The 16,787-nt window shown below is 74.7% G+C and carries 14 protein-coding genes; 11 read left to right on the plus strand and 3 right to left on the minus strand.

Features of this window, described 5'->3' with window-relative positions; translation table 11 throughout:
- Window positions 1–10: 10 nt before the first annotated feature.
- The 11 genes from AB7J25_RS02250 to AB7J25_RS02300 all read left to right on the plus strand — a co-directional run bounded on the left by AB7J25_RS02250 (window position 11) and on the right by AB7J25_RS02300 (window position 12,885).
- Window positions 11–859 carry an ABC transporter permease gene (locus tag AB7J25_RS02250; RefSeq protein ID WP_428504668.1) on the plus strand — a complete coding sequence of 283 codons (849 nt, stop codon included), beginning with the start codon at window positions 11–13 and terminating at the stop codon, window positions 857–859.
- Between the two features lie 29 nt (window positions 860–888).
- Window positions 889–1,254: a hypothetical protein gene (locus AB7J25_RS02255; protein WP_428504443.1), complete on the plus strand. Its 366-nt coding sequence runs from the start codon at window positions 889–891 to the stop codon at window positions 1,252–1,254.
- A 28-nt stretch (window positions 1,255–1,282) separates the two neighbouring features.
- A complete protein-coding gene (locus AB7J25_RS02260; protein WP_428504445.1) occupies window positions 1,283–1,483 on the plus strand; it encodes a DUF6186 family protein in 201 nt (66 codons plus the stop codon).
- An 87-nt stretch (window positions 1,484–1,570) separates the two neighbouring features.
- Window positions 1,571–2,071, plus strand: coding sequence for an RrF2 family transcriptional regulator (locus AB7J25_RS02265; RefSeq protein ID WP_428504446.1), 501 nt, complete (start codon window positions 1,571–1,573; stop codon window positions 2,069–2,071).
- Window positions 2,072–2,141: 70 nt separating this feature from the next.
- Window positions 2,142–3,359 carry an NAD(P)/FAD-dependent oxidoreductase gene (locus tag AB7J25_RS02270; protein WP_428504448.1) on the plus strand — a complete coding sequence of 406 codons (1,218 nt, stop codon included), beginning with the start codon at window positions 2,142–2,144 and terminating at the stop codon, window positions 3,357–3,359.
- Window positions 3,360–3,533: 174 nt separating this feature from the next.
- Window positions 3,534–5,597 carry an alpha/beta fold hydrolase gene (locus AB7J25_RS02275; protein ID WP_428504450.1) on the plus strand — a complete coding sequence of 688 codons (2,064 nt, stop codon included), beginning with the start codon at window positions 3,534–3,536 and terminating at the stop codon, window positions 5,595–5,597.
- Window positions 5,598–5,617: 20 nt separating this feature from the next.
- Window positions 5,618–8,755, plus strand: a complete 3,138-nt coding sequence (locus AB7J25_RS02280) for an ATP-binding protein (protein ID WP_428504452.1) — start codon at window positions 5,618–5,620, stop codon at window positions 8,753–8,755.
- Window positions 8,756–8,868: 113 nt separating this feature from the next.
- The gene (locus AB7J25_RS02285) at window positions 8,869–9,909 is read left to right on the plus strand and encodes an alpha/beta fold hydrolase (protein ID WP_428504454.1); all 1,041 of its coding nucleotides are present in this window, start codon (window positions 8,869–8,871) and stop codon (window positions 9,907–9,909) included.
- 134 nt (window positions 9,910–10,043) lie between these two features.
- Window positions 10,044–10,352, plus strand: coding sequence for a hypothetical protein (locus tag AB7J25_RS02290; protein ID WP_428504456.1), 309 nt, complete (start codon window positions 10,044–10,046; stop codon window positions 10,350–10,352).
- A 113-nt stretch (window positions 10,353–10,465) separates the two neighbouring features.
- Window positions 10,466–10,750, plus strand: a complete 285-nt coding sequence (locus tag AB7J25_RS02295; protein ID WP_428504458.1) for a DUF4242 domain-containing protein — start codon at window positions 10,466–10,468, stop codon at window positions 10,748–10,750.
- A gap of 23 nt (window positions 10,751–10,773) precedes the next feature.
- Window positions 10,774–12,885: an alpha/beta fold hydrolase gene (locus AB7J25_RS02300; RefSeq protein ID WP_428504460.1), complete on the plus strand. Its 2,112-nt coding sequence runs from the start codon at window positions 10,774–10,776 to the stop codon at window positions 12,883–12,885.
- Between the two features lie 9 nt (window positions 12,886–12,894).
- On the opposite strand, the gene AB7J25_RS02305 is transcribed toward AB7J25_RS02300, so the two are convergent.
- The 3 genes from AB7J25_RS02305 to AB7J25_RS02315 form a co-directional block, all read right to left on the minus strand.
- Window positions 12,895–13,626 (minus strand): DUF2182 domain-containing protein, encoded by a 732-nt coding sequence (locus AB7J25_RS02305; protein WP_428504463.1) that lies wholly within the window; start codon window positions 13,624–13,626, stop codon window positions 12,895–12,897.
- Between the two features lie 39 nt (window positions 13,627–13,665).
- A complete protein-coding gene (locus AB7J25_RS02310) occupies window positions 13,666–14,301 on the minus strand; it encodes a DUF1326 domain-containing protein (RefSeq protein ID WP_428504465.1) in 636 nt (211 codons plus the stop codon).
- A gap of 76 nt (window positions 14,302–14,377) precedes the next feature.
- The gene (locus AB7J25_RS02315) at window positions 14,378–16,597 is read right to left on the minus strand and encodes an ATP-binding protein (RefSeq protein ID WP_428504467.1); all 2,220 of its coding nucleotides are present in this window, start codon (window positions 16,595–16,597) and stop codon (window positions 14,378–14,380) included.
- Window positions 16,598–16,787: the final 190 nt, after the last annotated feature.

A 16,787-nucleotide genomic window follows, 5' to 3' on the forward strand; every position in this document is an offset into this window, starting at 1 on the left:
ACCGGTCGATATGACGGCTGTCGCATCCACCACGGGCTACCGCCCGAACCACACCCTGCCGCTGCGGGTCGAGCTGGTGCGCCAGCTGCGCCGCCGCCGAACGCAGGTGACGTTCGGGCTGGTCGCGCTGCTGCCGGTGATCCTCTGGATCGCCTTCGAGCTGGCCGACGACGGCCCGCCCACCGGATCGCTCAACCTCGTCGACCTCGCGAAGGGCAGCGCCGCGAACTTCGCCGTCTTCGCGCTGTTCGCCTCGGCCGGGTTCCTGCTGGTCGTGGTCGTGGCGCTGTTCTTCGGCGACACGGTGGCCTCGGAGGCGTCCTGGTCGAGCCTGCGCTACCTGCTGGCGGCGCCGATCCCGCGAGCACGGCTGCTGCGGCAGAAGGCGATCGTCGCGGCGGCGCTGTCGCTGGCGGCGATCCTGCTGCTGCCGGTGGTGGCGCTGCTCGTCGGCTCGCTCGCCTACGGCACGGGCAACCTGGTGACACCCACCGGGGAGTCGCTGTCGTTCGCCACGGCCGCGGGTCGCGTGCTGCTCGGCGGTGTGTACATCTGGGTGCACCTGATCTGGGTGGCGGCGCTCGCGATGCTGCTGTCGGTGTCCACGGACGCCCCGCTCGGCGCGGTGGGCGGGGCGGTGATGGTGTCGATCGTGTCGCAGATCCTCGACCAGATCACCGCGCTGGAGGACCTGCGCAACGTCCTGCCCACGCACTACGCCAACGCGTGGGCGGCGCTCCTCGCCCAGCAGGTGGACTGGGGTGACATCACCCGGGGCGTGTTCTCCGCGGTGCTCTACGCGGCGGTGCTGGGGGCGGTCGCGGTCTGGCGCTTCGGCCGCAAGGACGTCACGAGCTGAGACGTCACGAGCTGAGGGCGAGCGGGGCGGTGGGCCGGCGGCGCCTCGATCGGTGGGACGCGGCGATCGTCGGGTACGCCCTGGTCGCGGCCCTGTTCCGGCCGCTGACGCTACCGGCGGCGGTCGCGGTGCTGGCGGCGGGCGCCGTGCTGCTGGTGGTGCGGGCGCGCCGACCTGTCGGCCCGCACCGGCCCGTGCCGCGGGCGGCGGTCGTCGCCTGGGCGGCGCTGCTGGCCGCAGGCGCCCTGTGGGAGGCCGTCGCCACGGCGTGGGGCAACGACGCCGACCACCCGACGCTCAGCCTGCTGCTCGACCCGGTCCTCGACACCTACCCCGGACGGCTCGCCGGCTACCTCGCATGGCTCACGACCGGCCGCTGGCTGGTGAACCGGTGACCGGGGCGCCGTGCCGCGGTAGGACGCGATGAGCCCGTACCAGGTGATCGCCACGGGCTTCGCCGCCCTGCTCGCGGCGATGCTCGTCCTCGACGCGGTGGGGCGCACCGGGTGGGCGTCCCTGCGCCCGGTGGGCGACGTCCTGCACGCCGCGCTCGCCCGGCGTGCGGTCCGCTGGCTCGTCATGGCCGCATGGCTGTGGCTGGGCTTCCACTTCCTCGCCCGCTGACCCCGGCCGGAGTGCAGGCTCGGCGAGGCGGCCGAGCATCGCGAAGCCAAACCTTGACATCCGATATCCGGGTTATAAGGTTTCCGCATGCGGATGGGCCAGGGCGTGGAGTGGACGCTGCACGTCCTGCTCGCGTTCGCCTGGCTCGACGACGACGAGCCGGTCACCGTGCAGCAGCTCGCGGCGAGCCACGAGCTACCCGTGGCCTACCTCAACAAGCAGCTCCAGGCGCTGGTGCGGGCCTCGATCCTCGAGTCGCTGCCGGGCGCCCGGGGCGGGTTCCGGCTGGCGCGCAGGCCGGAGGCGATCACGCTGATGGACGTCGTGGTCGCGATCGAGGGGACGCAGGCGGCGTTCCGCTGTACGGAGATCCGGCAGCGGGGCGCCGGGGCGGCGATGCCGGCGGCATCGTTCGCCGAGCCGTGCGCGGTCCACGCCTCGATGCAGCGCGCCGAGCTCGCATGGCGCCGCGAGCTGGCCGCACAGACCATTGCGGACCTGCGGGCCGACGCCGACCGGCACGCACCGGCCGCGGGCGCAGCCCTCCGCAGGGCACTCGGTCGCACCCCGCAGCGCACAACCACCTGAGTTCCGCCCGAGCCCGGGCACCGACACGGCGTTCTCCCATGGACGGCGCCGACGAGGAGGGTGAATCTGGATGGCAAAGGTCCTGATTATCGGAGGCGGGTTCGCGGGGATCTGGGCGGCCGCGGGTGCGGTCCGCGCCCGCCGCGCCGCCGGAGCGCCCGACGACACGGTCGCCGTGACCCTCGTCGACGCGGGTGACGACCTCGTGATCCGCCCCCGCCTCTACGAGGCAGGCCCCGAACGGATGCGGGTGCCCCTGGACCGGTTCCTGGGCCCGATCGGCGTTCGCCGGGTCGCGGCGACGGTCACGGACATCGACACCGCCGCGCGGCGGGTCACGGCGTTGACCCGCGACGGTGCCCCGACGCACCTGGACTACGACCGGCTCGTCCTCGCCGCGGGCAGCCGGTTGGTCACCCCCGGGATCGACGGCGCGCAGCACCTGTTCGACGTGGACACGCTCCCGGCGGCCGCCGCGCTGGACGCCCACCTCCGGCAGCTCCCCGGCACGCCAGCGGGCGAGGGCCGGTTCACGGTGGTCGTCGTGGGGGCGGGCTTCACCGGTCTGGAGGTCGCCACCGAGCTCACCGCCCGGCTGCGCACGGTCACCGACGAGCCGGTCCGGGTGGTGCTCGTGGAACGCCTGGCCGTGGTCGGCCCCGAGCTGGGACCCGGCCCGCGCCTGGAGATCTGCTCCGCGCTGGCCGGGACGGGCGTGGAGGTGCTGCTCGGCTCCGGGGTCGCGGCCGTCGATCCGGCGGGCGTCACGCTCGGCGACGGCACCCGGATCCCCGCCCGCACGGTGGTGTGGACCGGAGGCATGCGCGCCAGCGTCCTCACCGGGCGGATACCCGGGACGCGGGACGGGCTCGGCCGGCTGGAGGTCGACGAGCACCTGCGGGTGCGCGGCGCGGACGGCGTCTACGCGGCGGGCGACACCGCCGCGGCGGTCGCCGAGCCCGGCCACGTCGTCATGCAGAGCTGCCAGCACGCGGTGCCCCAGGGCAAGCACGTCGGTGCGAACGTCGCCGCCGACCTGCTCGGCCTGCCGCTCGTCCCCTTCGCCCCCGACCCCTACGTCACCTGCCTCGACCTGGGCCCCTGGGGCGCGGTGCTCACGACGGGCTGGGAACGCACCGTCGCCCTGACCCGCGACGAGGCCAAGCAGCTCAAGCGGAAGATCAACTCCGAGTGGATCTACCCGCCTCTCGACGACGCCGAGACGATCCTGCACCACGCCGACCACCGCACGACCTGGCCGACGGCCACGGTCGCCGGATCCGCGTGACCCCGGCCCGCACCCGGACCGCCGCGGACGGGCGGCACCCGCCGCCGTGACGTCGGCCGGACGGTCCTCCGCGGTGGTCCGGGCAGCGTATTCCGACCCTGCGCCGGAGCGAGGACCATCGTGGGCCGGGGGGCGCCGATGCGGGCACGGGAGCCGAGCAGTCGAGGCACTGTCGTGCGCGACGGGGTCCGGGTCGACTATGACGTGTACGTCGCTCTCGATCCTGCTACGCCAGCAGCGCCGCCGATAGTGCTGCTCACGTCCTGGGCGATCGTCCACATGCGGCAGTGGAAAGCTCAGGTGCCCTACCTCGCGCGGCACTTCACGGTCATCACGGTGGAGGGCCGCGGCAACGGGCGGGCCGGCAGGCCGCAGACCGCCGACGCCTACGCCGACCGCGAGTACGTCGCCGACGTGATCGCTGCGATGGACGCGACGGCCACCGAGCGCGCAGTGATCGTCGGGCTGTCGATGGGCGGGCGGCATGCGCTTCAGCTCGCCGCGTGGCACCCCGACCGCGTCGCGGGCGTCGTCGCCATCGGGACGGCGCTGCCCTGGCCGCTCCCGCCCGGCTTCGACGAGCCGCGGGCGAGCTACACCGGCTGGGAGAAGGCCAACCGGCACTACTGGGCGGCGGACTTCCGCGGCTGGGCCGAGTTCTTCATGTCGCAGGTCTTCACCGAGCCGCACTCGATCAAGCAGCGGGAGGACGGCGTCGGCTGGGCGCTGGAGACGGATCCACAGACGCTCGCGCTCACCACACCCGGGATCGCGGAGCCGTCGGCGGCGGACGCCGAGGCCATCTGCCGGGCCGTGCGCTGCCCGGTGCTGGTGGTGCACGGCGACGAGGACGGCATCGTCCCGTACCGGATCGGGGTGGACCTGGCCCGGTGGAGCGGCGGCGAGCTGGTCACGATCCGCCACGGGGGGCACGCGCCGACGCTGCGCGAGCCTGTGCTGACGAACCGGCTGATCCGCGGGTTCACCGAGTCCCTCGCGCCCGGCACGCGCCGCGCCGTCGAGTGGACCAGGGCCCGGCACCGGCAGCGTCGGGCGCTGTTCGTCTGCTCCCCCCTCGGGCTCGGCCACGTGCGGCGCGACCTCGCCGTCGCCGACGCGCTGCGCACCCGCCACCCGGACCTGGAGATCGACTGGCTCACCCAGCACCCCGTCACCCGCGTGCTGGCCGACCGCGGCGAGCGGGTCCACCCGGCGTCGCGGTGGCTGATCAGCGAGAGCGCCCACGTGGAGTCCGAGGCGGGTGAGCACGACCTCGCCGTGTTCGAGGCCGTCCGGCGGATGGACGAGATCCTGGTCAACAACTTCATGGTCTTCGCCGACCTCGTCGAGGCACAGCATTACGACCTGTGGGTGGTCGACGAGGGCTGGGATATCGACCACTTCCTGCACGACAACCCCGAGCTCAAACGCACCCCGTACGCCTGGCTGACCGACTTCGTCGGGTGGTTGCCGATGCCCCGGGGCGGGGCGTACGAGGCGATGCTCACCGGCGACTGGAACGCCGAACACCTCGAACGGCGCAGGCGGCTGCCCCGGCTGCGCGATCGGTCGATCTTCGTCGGGAACCCCGGCGACCTCGTCGACGACCCGCTCGGCCCGGGCCTGCCCACCGTGCGGGAATGGGGTCTCGAGCGCTACACCTTCGCCGGGTACGTCCACGGCTCGCCGACGCCGGCCGACCGGGAGGCGCTGCGGGCCGAGCTGGGCTACCGCCTCGACGAGGCGGTCTGCGTGGTGAGCGTGGGTGGCTCGGGCGTCGGCGGCCACCTGTTGCGCCGGGCGCTGGCCGCGTACCCGCTCGCCGAGAAGCGGATCCCGGGCCTGCGGATGGTCGTGGTCACCGGGCCGCGGATCGACCCGCGCACGCTGACCGCCCCGGACGGGGTGACGGTGCACGGCTACGTCCCGGAGCTGCACCGCCATCTCGTGGCGTGCGACGTCGCCCTCGTCCAGGGCGGGCTCACCACCACCATGGAGCTGACGGCCGCGCAGCGTCCGTTCCTGTACGTGCCTCTGGAACACCATTTCGAGCAGCAGATCCACGTGGCGCACCGGCTGCGCCGGTACGGGGCGGGCCGCCGGGTGGACTACGCCGACACCGATCCCGAGCAGCTCGCCGAGGCCCTCGCCGCGGAGATCGACCGGCCGGTCGCGTACCGGCCCGTCGAGTCCGACGGGGCGGACCGCGCGGCGGCGCTGCTCGCCGAGCTCTTGTAGGCATGACAGTCAGGACCGCCATGACCAGCAGCACCGCGACCCGGGGCGGCCCGCGTGTGCAGCTGTGCGGTGCGTTCGCCGTCAGCGGCGCGGACGGGCACCCGATCGCGGTCGGCAGCCCCAAGGCGCGGCTGCTGCTGACCCGGCTCGCCGCCGCCCGCGGCGCCACCGTCGGAGTCGAGGAGCTGGTCGAGCTGCTGTGGCCCGGGCAGCGACCGCGCCACCCCGAGGACAACGTCGCCACGCTGGTCAGTCGCCTGCGGGCGCTGCTCGGCGCGGACGTCGTGCTCGGCGGGCGGGCGGGTTACCGGATCGGGCCCGTCAGCGTCGACATCGACGAGGCCGGGACGCTCGCGGGCGAGGCGCGCCGCAGGCTCACCGCGGGCCAGGCGGGGCTCGCGCTGGCCGCGGCCCGCCGCGGGCTGGAGCTCCTGTCGGACGGGCGACCGGCGGCCGGCGAGGCGGCATGGCTGGACGTGCTCGGCATCGAGGTCGGCGAGCAGGTCAGGACGTTGCGCCACCTGGTCGCCGAGGCCGCCCCCGCCGCGGGTGAGCCCACGGTCGCGGTGGACGCGGCCCGCGCGGCCGCCGTCGCGGACCCGCTCGACGAGCGCGCCCACGAGCTGCTCATGCAGGCCTACGTCGCCGCCGGGGAGCCGCACCGGGCACTCGCGGTCTTCGAGGCGTTGCGCGGTGAGCTCGCAGCCGCGCTCGGCGTCGACCCGTGCGCCGCGGTACGAGACCTGCACGTGGCGATCCTGCAGGAGCGCGCGGTTCCCGAGTATCCGCCGAACCCCCAGGCGGCACGGGTCCACGAGGCCCCCGCGGGCCGGGAGGCGGAACTGTCCCGCCTCGCCGCGACCTGGTCCGCAGCCGCCGCAGGACACCCCGCGCTGCTGCACCTCGTCGGCGAGGCGGGGATCGGCAAGACCACGCTCGCCCAGGCCCTCGCGCGCATCGCCGCCGCCACGGGCGGTCTCGTGCTGCAGGCCCGCTGCTACGCCGCCGAGCGGTCGCTGTTCCTCCAGCCACTGCTCGACGCGATCGACCCGCTGCTCGACACGCTGACCGCCACGGAGATCCGGCGGCTGGCCGGGCCCGGCGGCCCCGCCCTCGCCGGGCTGCTGCCCGGGTACGCCGGGTTGCTCGGCGAGGCGCCACACGAGGAGATCGGCGCCGACCTGCAACGGCGCCGTGCCTACGACGCCCTGCGCGGCTTCCTGCACACCCTGGCCACGGACCGGCCGGTCCTGCTCCTGCTCGACGACCTGCACAACGCCAAGACGGCCACCCTCGAGATGCCGCACTACCTCGCCCGGCGGATGGGCGGCTCCCGGCTGCTGCTGCTCACCACGGTCCGCCAGGAGGAGGGCGCGACCGCGCTGGCCGATCTCGGGAGCGCCGGGTCCCGGCTCGACGTCGGACCGCTCGGACCCGAGGCGGTCACGCTGCTGGCCACCCGCGCCGGGATGCCCGGCCACGCCCGCGACCTCCTGCGCCGCACGCGCGGCCACACCCTCTTCGTCGTCGAGACGCTGCGTGCGCTGCGCTCCGGCGAGCAGGGCGTGCCGGCGTCCCTGCGGGACACCGTCGCCGCGCGGCTGCGCCACGCCGGGCCGGACGTCGAGCGCGTGCTGCGGGCCGGATCGGTGCTCGGCGCGTCCGTCGCGCCGGACCTGGTCGCGCAGATGACCGGCATGCCCGCCCCGGCCGTGGTGCAGCTCTGCGAGGCCGCGACCGCAGCGCGGCTCCTGGTCCCGGCGGGCGAACGGTACGAGTTCGCCAACGACCTCGTGCAGGAGGCGCTGTACGTCACGACGCCGCAGCCCACCCGGTTCGCCCACCACCGCAGCGCCGCGGACCTGCTGACCGACCGCCCGGAGAGCCTCGCCGGGCACGCCGAAGCCGTCGCGGACTGGCCCCGGGCGGCCGACGCCTGGCTCGCTGCGGGCCGCCGGGCGATCGAGCGCTCCGCCGTCGCGGACGCGCGGGTGCTGCTGGACCGGGCGTGGGCTGCGGCCCACCGCGTCGACGAGTCGGCGCTCACCGGCCGCGTGCACCTGGCCCGCGCGGACGTGCTCGCCGCGCAGGCGGACTACCCGGCGGCCGTCGCCGACCTGGGCTCCGCCGTGGCGGCGTTCCGGCTGGCGGGAGACCGCGATCACGAGATGGCGGCACTGCGCCGGTACGCGGGGGACCTGGGCGGGGCGCTTCGGCGCAGCGAGCTGGACGCGAACCTCGCCGTCGGAGCGCAGCTCGCCGAGGATCTCGACGACCCGTGCGCCCAGGCCGACCTGTACGCCGGGCAGGCGATCATCGCGGCGAACCGGCTGCGCTTCGTCGACGCCCTGGAGCTGGGCCACCGGGCCGCCGCGGCCGGCAGGCGGTCGGGCAGCGACACCGCGCTGGCCGCGGGTCTGGACGGGCTCAAGACCGCGTACGCGTACCTGGGCGACACCGCGACGCTGCGGGCCGTCCTCGCCGAGCTGGAGCCGCTGGTGCGCCGGCTCGGCAGCTCCTACGTGCTCAGCTGGCTGACGTTCGAGTCGGCGCTGCTCGCGATCGCCGACGCGGACTGGGAGCTCGCCGCCGACCGGATCGACGCGTCGGTGGAGATCAACCGGCGCAACGGGATGCGGGCGCAGGAGGCGTGGCTCGTCGCCCATCGCGGATGGGTGGAGCGGCTGCGGGGCAGGCTCGGCACCGCAGTGGACCACGGCAGGAGGGCCGTGACGATCGGGCGCGCCGCCCCGCACGGCTGGTGGGCCCCGACCGCGAACGCCCTGCTCGCGACGACGCTCCTGGAGCTCGACGAGACCGCGGAGGCGGTGCGGCTGCTCACCGAGGGCCGGGCGGTGGCCCAGGGCGGCGGTATGGAGGCCTACGTGCTGCGCTGCGCCGCGCCCCTCGCCGTGGCCACCGGCTCGCCCGACGACCTCGCCGTCGCCGACGCCCTGCTCGGCGGGATCCACACCCCGCCCGGCGGGGCCTGGCTGGCCGGCGGGGACGCCTACGTCAGCGTCGCGCGGGCCTGGCAGCGGCAAGGTGACGCGCGGCGGGCCCGCGCGGCGCTCGCCCCCCTGCTCGTGGCCGCGCGCCGGCACGGCTGGCGGCCCTGGCTCGATCTGCAGGACGCGAGCGCGACGCCGGGCGGCTGATCCGTGCTGCGCGCGGTCGACCCCGCGCCGCGCGCAATGCCCGCGCAACGGCCGGAGACACCCTCGTCCGGCGGCGCGCACGCGCCCGGACCAGCCTGGACGAGGAGACCGCGATGACGTACTACTCCGAGGAGACGCACGGCCCGCACGAGATCTTCGAGCTCGGGGACTACGAGCTGGAGAGCGGCGCGACGCTGCCCTCCGCCCGGCTCGCCTACAAGGTGCACGGGACGCTCAACGAGGACCGCAGCAACGCGATCCTCTTCCCGCACATGTGGTCGGGCACGCCGAAGGCGATGGAGATGTTCCTCGGCGAGGACCGCCCGCTCGACCCGAGCCGCTACTTCATCATCCTGCCCGGCCAGTTCGCCAACGGGTTCTCGTCCTCGCCGAGCAACACCCCGCCGCCGCTGGACGGCGGCAACTTCCCGAACGTCACGATCGGCGACGACGTCCGCGCGCAGCACCGGCTGGTGACCGAGCGCTACGGCATCGAGCGGCTCGAGCTCGTCCTCGGCTGGTCGATGGGAGCCGAGCAGACCTACGAGTGGGCCGTCCGCTACCCGGACATGGTCAAGCGGGCGCTGCCGTTCGCGGGCACCGCGAAGACGACGCCGCACGACTACCTCTGGGTGCGCGCGCACGAGAACGCCCTGAAGTCCGACCCGGCGTGGGACGGCGGGCACTACCGCGACCAGGCCGACGTGCGCGACGGCCTGCGCCGCCACGCCGAGCTGTGGTCGGTGATGGGGCTCTGCCCGAACTTCTACAAGGTCGAGGCCTGGCGCGGGCTCGGCTTCACCTCGCTCGACGACTTCGTCACGCGCTTCTGGGAGGCCTACTTCGCGCCGATGGACCCGAACAACCTGATCTGGATGGGCTGGAAGTGGCGCCACGGCGATGTCAGCCTGCACACCGGGGGCGACCTGGCCGCGGCGCTGGAACGCATCACGGCACGGACGCTCGTCGTGGCGTTCTCGGGCGACATGTTCTTCCCGCCCGAGGACCTCATGGCCGAACAGAGGCTGATCCGCAACAGCCAGTTCCGCATCGTCGACAGCCTCTGGGCGCACTTCGCGATGTTCTGCCTCGGCCAGACGGACCGCGAGCAGATCGACGCCTGCATCCGCGACCTGCTCAAGGAACCGGCCTGACGGGCGGCCGGGCCGGGCGCTCCCGCGTGCACAGCGTGCGCAAAACCCGCGCAACGCGTGCGCAACCACCTGCCACACGATCTGCGGTGCCCGCGGTGTCCCCCGCGGGCACCCGGACCGACGAGGAGCCCACCATGATCGACGTGATGAGCGAGCTGGACGCCGTCAAGACCAGGACCGGGGCCGCGCTGCGCGCGGCCGAGGCCGACCCGGACGCCTCGGTCGTGCTCGTCGCCGTCGTGCGCGAGTTCGACCAGAAGGCCGCCAAGGCCGGCCGGATCGCCGACGGCGACGGCGCGGCCCGCGACGCCGTGATCGAGCTGGAGCAGGCGGGCGACAGCGCCAAGGCCGCGGCGGAGGCCGACCCGGGACTCGGCGCGGAGGCGCTCCAGGCCGTACAGGACGCCCACCTCGCGATCTGCATCCTCAAGACCCAGGTCTGAGCGACCGCACCCGCCGCCGTGGATGCCGTACGCCGCTCCTCCCCGTCCGGAGGGTGCGCCGGCTGCGGCCAGACGGTAGGCAGGACTGGTCATCGTCGACGGAAGGACCCGCCATGCCCCGCTACGTCATCGAGCGCGACATCCCGCAGATCGGCAGCGCGGAGCGCGCCGCGCTGCGCGATGCGTCGGCCAAGTCCAACTCGGTGCTCGCCGACATGAAGGCCGAGCGCAAGAACATCCAGTGGGAGCACAGCTACGTCGCCGCGGACAAGACGTTCTGCATCTACGTCGCCGACAGCGAGGACCTCGTCCACGAGCACGCACAGCGCAGCGGCTTCCCGGCCACCGTCGTCACGGCGGTGACGGGAATGATCGACCCGGTGACGGCAGAGGGGTAGCCACCTGGTCGAGAGGGTCTGAGGTGCGCGCGCGCGATCCCGATCACGAGGGTGTCGTCGAGCGGGACGGGGTGCGGGTCGGCTACGAGGTCCACGGAACCACCGGGCCGTCGGTCGTCCTGCTCCCGTCCTGGGCGATCATCCACATGCGCCAGTGGAAGTTCCAGGTTCCCCACCTCGCCCGGCGCTTCCGCGTGGTCACCGTCGAGGGACGGGGCAACGGCCGGGCCGACCGGCCTGCGACGGACGCGGCCTACGACGACCGCGAGTACGTCGACGACGCGATCGCGGTCATGGACGCCACCGGCACCGACCGCGCCGTCGTGGCGGGCCTGTCCCTCGGCGGGCGGCACGCGCTGCAGCTCGCCGCGTGGTACCCGCGGCGCGTGGCCGGGGTCGTCGCGATCGGGACGGCGCTGCCGTGGTTTCGACCGCGGGGCTTCGACGAGCCGCAGGCGAGCTACGAGGGCTGGGCGAAGCTGAACCGGCACTACTGGAGCGCCGACTACCCCGGCTGGCTGGAGTTCTTCTTCTCCCAGGTGTTCAGCGAGCCGCACTCGACGAAGCACCACGAGGACGGGGTCGGCTGGGGGCTCGACACCGACGCCGCGACCCTGCTGCACACCGTCCCCGGGCTCTGCGCCCCGACGGCCGACGACGCCGAGGCGATCTGCCGGGCCGTCTCCTGCCCCGTGCTCCACGTGCACGGGGACGACGACCGGATCGTGCCCCACGCGACCTCCGTCCAGCTGGCCCGCTGGACGGGCGGCGACCTCGTGACGATCCGCGGCGGCGGTCATGCCCAGCCGATGCGCGAGCCGGTGCTGACCAACCGGCTGATCCGCGACTTCGTCGAGACCACGGCGTCCACTGTGTCCACTGTGTCCACAGCCCCGGCCCCGGGCCGCACGCGCGTCTGGACCCGGGCCCGCGGCCGCAGCAGGCGTGCGCTCTACGTCTGCTCCCCCATCGGGCTGGGCCACGTCCGCCGCGACCTCGCGATCGCGCGGGATCTGCGTGCCCACCACCCCGACCTGGAGATCGACTGGCTGACCGAACCCCCGGTCTCCGCGGTTCTGGAGGAGCACGGCGAACGGGTGCACCCGGCGGCACGGCACCTGGCCGGGGTGAGCGCGCACATCGACTCCGAGGCGGGCGAGCACGACCTGGCCGCCTTCCACGCCGTCCGGCGCATGGACGAGATCCTCGTGGCGAACTTCTCGGTGTTCGCCGACCTCGTGGAGGACGAGCCCTACGACCTGTGGATCGTCGACGAGGGCTGGGACGTCGACCACTTCCTCTTCGACAACCCCGAGCTCAAGCGCACGGCATACGCCTGGCTGACGGACTTCGTCGGCTGGCTGCCGATGCCCGAGGGCGGGCCCCGCGAGGCGTTCCTGACCGGCGACCGGAACACCGAACAGGTCATGCGGATGCGGCGCTATCCGCGGCTGCGCGACCGGTCGATCTTCGTCGGCAACCCCGGCGATCTTGTCGACGTCCCCCTCGGACCGGACCTGCCGACCGTGCGCGAGTGGGCCCTGGAGCGCTACGCGTTCGCCGGCTACGTCAGCGGGTCCACCCCGCCCGCCGATCGCGAGGCGCTGCGGGCCGAGCTGGGGTACCGGCCCGACGAGCGCGTCTGCCTGGTCACGGTCGGCGGGTCGGGCGTCGGAGGTCACCTCCTGCGCCGCGCCGTGGAGGCGTTCCCGCACCTCGAGAGGCGTGTGCCGGAGCTGCGGATGATCGCCGTCGCCGGACCGCGGATCGACCCCCGCTCGATCCCCGCCCCGGACGGCGTCGAGGTCCACGGCTACGTCCCCGACCTGCACCGCCACCTCGCGGCGTGCGACGTCGCGCTCGTGCAGGGCGGGCTCACGACGACGATGGAGCTCGTCGCGGCCCGCCGGCCGTTCATCTACGTCCCGCTCGGCCACCACTTCGAGCAGCAGGTGCACATCCCGCAACGCCTCGCCCGGTACCGCGCGGGACACCGCATGGACTACGCCGAGACCCGCGACCCGCAGGCGCTCGCCGCCGCGATCGCAGCACAGCTCGACCGGCCGGTGGACTACCGGCCGGTCGAGACCGACGGCGCCGCACGCGCCGCGGCGATGCTCGCCGAGCTGCTCTGATCCGCCGGGTCAGGACGGTCCCACGAGGGCGGCCGCCATCACGCCGACGCCGCCGACGAGCAGGGCGACGCCCACCGGGACGACCAGCCGCACCCCTCGACGGCCGGTCTTCTCGATCACCATCACGCCGGTGAGCAGGAGCATCCAGAGCAGGCCCGCGACACCGGTCACGAACATCACCAGCATCAGCGCCCAGCAACAGCCCAGGCAGGACAGCCCGTGGCGGGCCCCGACCGACCACCCGCCGCCGAACCCGCGGCGGTAGCCGTGCCACAGGAACGCCGCGGGGTTGCGGCACGCCGCCAGGCAGGCGTCCTTCAGCGGGCTGAACTGGTAGGCACCGGCGAGCACCAACGCGACGCCCAGCACCAGCCCGGGCCGGGTCGCGAGCGGCTCCCAGCGGCTCACGAGGGCGTGCACGCCCGCGGCGCCGAGCAGGGCGGCCGGCACGAACGCGGCCCAGACGGCGACGTAGCCCAGGTACAGGCCCGCCCGGGCGCGCCCCGGCTGCGGTGCCCGGGCGCTCACCACCGCGAACATCCGGACGAGTGGCGCGATGGTCGGGAGCATCATCGCCCCGATCATCACCAGCCACGCCGCCGCCGCACCGGCGAGGCCGGCCGCCGTGACGGGCACCGGACCGCCGTGACCACCCCCGTGATCACCGCCGAGCGCGAGGCCGAGGGTGATGGCCCAGCACACCGCCACGACGACGGCGAGCGGCGCGACCGGGTCGGTCACGCCCGGACGCGGCGGCGCCGCGGAGCTCCCGGTCACGGCTCACGCCGTGAAGCGGAAGGAGCCCTGCACCGAGTTCATCCCCGAGATGTCGATGTCCGGCCGGCCGAGCAGGCGCCCGTCGCGACGGTAGACGTCGGCGGTGCCCACGTACGCCGGCGAGCCGGGGATCGTGGAGAACACCGAGTCGGACAGCGTCGTCGGCCGTCCTGTGGCACCCATCAGCGGGGTGAGCTCGGCGTAGGCGACGGGACTGTCGGGCGGTCCGATGCGCAGCGTGCCCGCGCCCTCCTGCACCTCGGCGCTGACCGCCGTCCGCTCGACGGCCACCACCTCGCCGACCAGCGCGGCGAGGTCCGCGATCGCGCCGCCGAGCTTGCCGGTGAAGACGTTCAGCAGCGCCTCCTCCTGCTCCCCGCTGCACCGGTCGTCCACGTAGACGACCGCCTTCCAGTCGCCGGCAAGGACGTTGCCGGGGATGTGCACGACCAGGACGATCACCCGGTCCGACACGTCGACACCCTGCACCGTCCCGCGGTCGACACACCACGCGACGGTGCCCTGGCAGTTGCCCCCGTCCGGGTCCTGCCCGACCCAGCACGGGCAGACGGCGGCGCACGTGCACACCTCCAGCAGCCTGCCCTCGATGTCGTAGGTGGTCTCGACCGACGTGGTCATGGCGGCCCTCCTTCGCGATGTGCTCAGGTGTAGGCCGCGGCGGGCACCGGCGGTATCGGGAGAACCATGTAGGTGCTCAACCGGGGGCCGTCATGACCCGGGCCGCCACCTCGGCCCGGTTCTGGGCGCCGAGCTTGCGGATGATGTTGTGCACGTGCGTCTGCGCGGTCTTCTCGGCCATGCCGAGGGCGCGGGCGATCTGCCGGTTGGTGTGTCCGCGGGCCACGAGACCGGCCACCTCGCGTTCCCGGCGGGTCAGCCGGTCCGGCGGGGCCGCGAGCACGGCCCGGGCCAGCGCGACGGCGGCCTGCTGCGATGCTGCACGCCCGGCGCAGCGTTCCCGGTCGGCCACGTCCGACCCGAGATCGTGACGCACCCGCCGCACGACGGTCCCGTGCTCGTCGCGGTCCTCCTCGGGCAGCGGAGCGGCGATCCGCTCCCGCAGCGCCTCGGCCGCACCGAGCAGGCGGGCGGCGGTCCGTGCGCCCTGGCCGTGCGCGCAGCAGACGGCCGCCGTCGCCTCCAGGCACTGCGCGAGCCCGCGTGCGTCGTCGGCCGCCTCGTGCCCGCCGACGGCCTCGGTGAGCAGCGCCGCCGCGTCGGCGACGCGTCCACGCCGCAGCTCGACCGTGGCGAGCGCCCAGGCCGTGCAGCCGACGGCCCAGGCGTGCCCCGACTCGCGGAAGCACGGCAACGCCGCGCGCAGGTGCGCGAGAGCCTCGTCGGTCCGTCCCCGCTGGCGGGCGAGCATGCCGCGGTCGTACCGGGACCAGGCCACGCCGTTCGCGTTGCCCAGCCGCTCGTGCAGGAGCTCCGCGCGCCGGTAGTGGCGGATCGCAGCCGGGTGGTCGTGGCAGGTCCGGGCGGCATGGCCGAGGAACGCCTCCGCGGTCGCGGTGCGCCGGACATCGCCCGAACGCTCGCTGATCGCGATGCACGCGCCGAGCCGGGTCCGGGCGCGGTCGAGGTCGTCCGCCGCGACTGCGACCACGCCGGAGGCCAGGAGCACGGCCGCGAGCGGGTCGTCCGGCACCGTCACACCGCGGGCGGCCGCGGCCTCGACCGCGTCGACCGCCTGCTCGATCACCACCCGCCCTTCCCCGAGCCGGCCTCGGATGTAGGCGTCCCAGCCGAGCGTCGCCGCGAGCTGCATCATCGGGACGAGCTCGCCCGCCGTGCGGGTCCAGGCCAGCGCCGCCCGGAGGTTGCCCTCCTCGACGATCGCCTCGACGTCCGCCATGCTCTCGTGTGCGGTGTTCAGGCGCGCCTCGACCCGCGCGGCCCGCGCGGCGAAGTGGCGGGCGTGGCGCGCGCGGGTCTCGTCCGTCTCCCCGCTCGCGCCGAGCAGGTCCGCGGCGAACTCGCGCAGGCTCTCCAGCATCGCGAACTCCGCCACCTCCCCACGGCGCGTCCGGCGCTGCAGCAGGCTCTTGTCCACCAGCGACTGCACCACACCCTCGACGCCCTCAAGCGCGCACACCTGCCCGAGCGCGTCGAGGGTGGCGCCACCGGTGAAGACGGCGGCCCGCCGGAACAGCACCCGTTCGCGCGGGCCGAGCAGGTCGTGGCTCCAGCCGAGGGCGGCGCGCAGCGTGCGGTGGCGCTCCGGGAGGTCGCGGGCCGCGTCGGTGAGCACGGACAGCCGGCTGCGCAACCGGAACGTCAGCTCACCCGGGGTGAACAGCCGCAGCCGCGCGGCGGCGAGCTCCAGGGCGAGCGGCAGCCCGTCGAGCCGGATGCAGATCTCGGCGAGCGCGGCGGCGTTCGCCGAGGTCACGCGGAACCGCGGATCGAACGCGAGCACCTCGCCGACCAGCATCTGCACCGCCGGAGCCGCCGCGGTGCGCTCCGGGTCGTCCTTCGCGGCGGGCAGCGGGAGTGGCGGGACGGGCACCTCGTGTTCGCCCCGCAGGCGCAGCCGCTCGCGGCTCGTCACGAGCACCCGCAGCGCGGGGAACGCGGCGAGGAGGTCCGCGACGACCGGTGCCGCGTCGAGCACGTGTTCGAAGTTGTCGAGGACCGCGAGCACGGCGACGCCGCCGGATCCCGCGCCGGGACGGGCCCGGTCCGGCACTCCGAGCGCGCCCAGCACCGCGCCGCGCACGAGGGTCGGATCGCGGATCGTGGTGAGGTCGACGAACACCGCGGGATCGGGCGCCGCGGCCGCCGCCGCGATCGCGAGGCGGGTCTTCCCCACGCCGGGCGGCCCCGTGACGGTCACCAGCCGCCGCTCGCCCAGCACCCGCGCCAGCGCGGCGCAGTCCTCGGCGCGCCCGACGAGCGGGCCCGGCGGCACCGGCAGCCCTTTCCCGGGCGGCCTTCGACGGGCCGTCACGGCAGGTCCCCCCGGCTGGACGTCGCGGCCGACGCGAACACCCCGCCATTGCATCCGCCCGGCGGGCCCACCACATCCGCCGTCCGGCCGACACCGGCTCGATTCCGCACCCTCACCCGTCCGGGCGGCTCGACGGTCGGCTCGTGGCGGC

Origin of the sequence: Pseudonocardia sp., assembly GCF_050246655.1 — a bacterium.
GTDB lineage: Bacteria > Actinomycetota > Actinomycetes > Mycobacteriales > Pseudonocardiaceae > Pseudonocardia.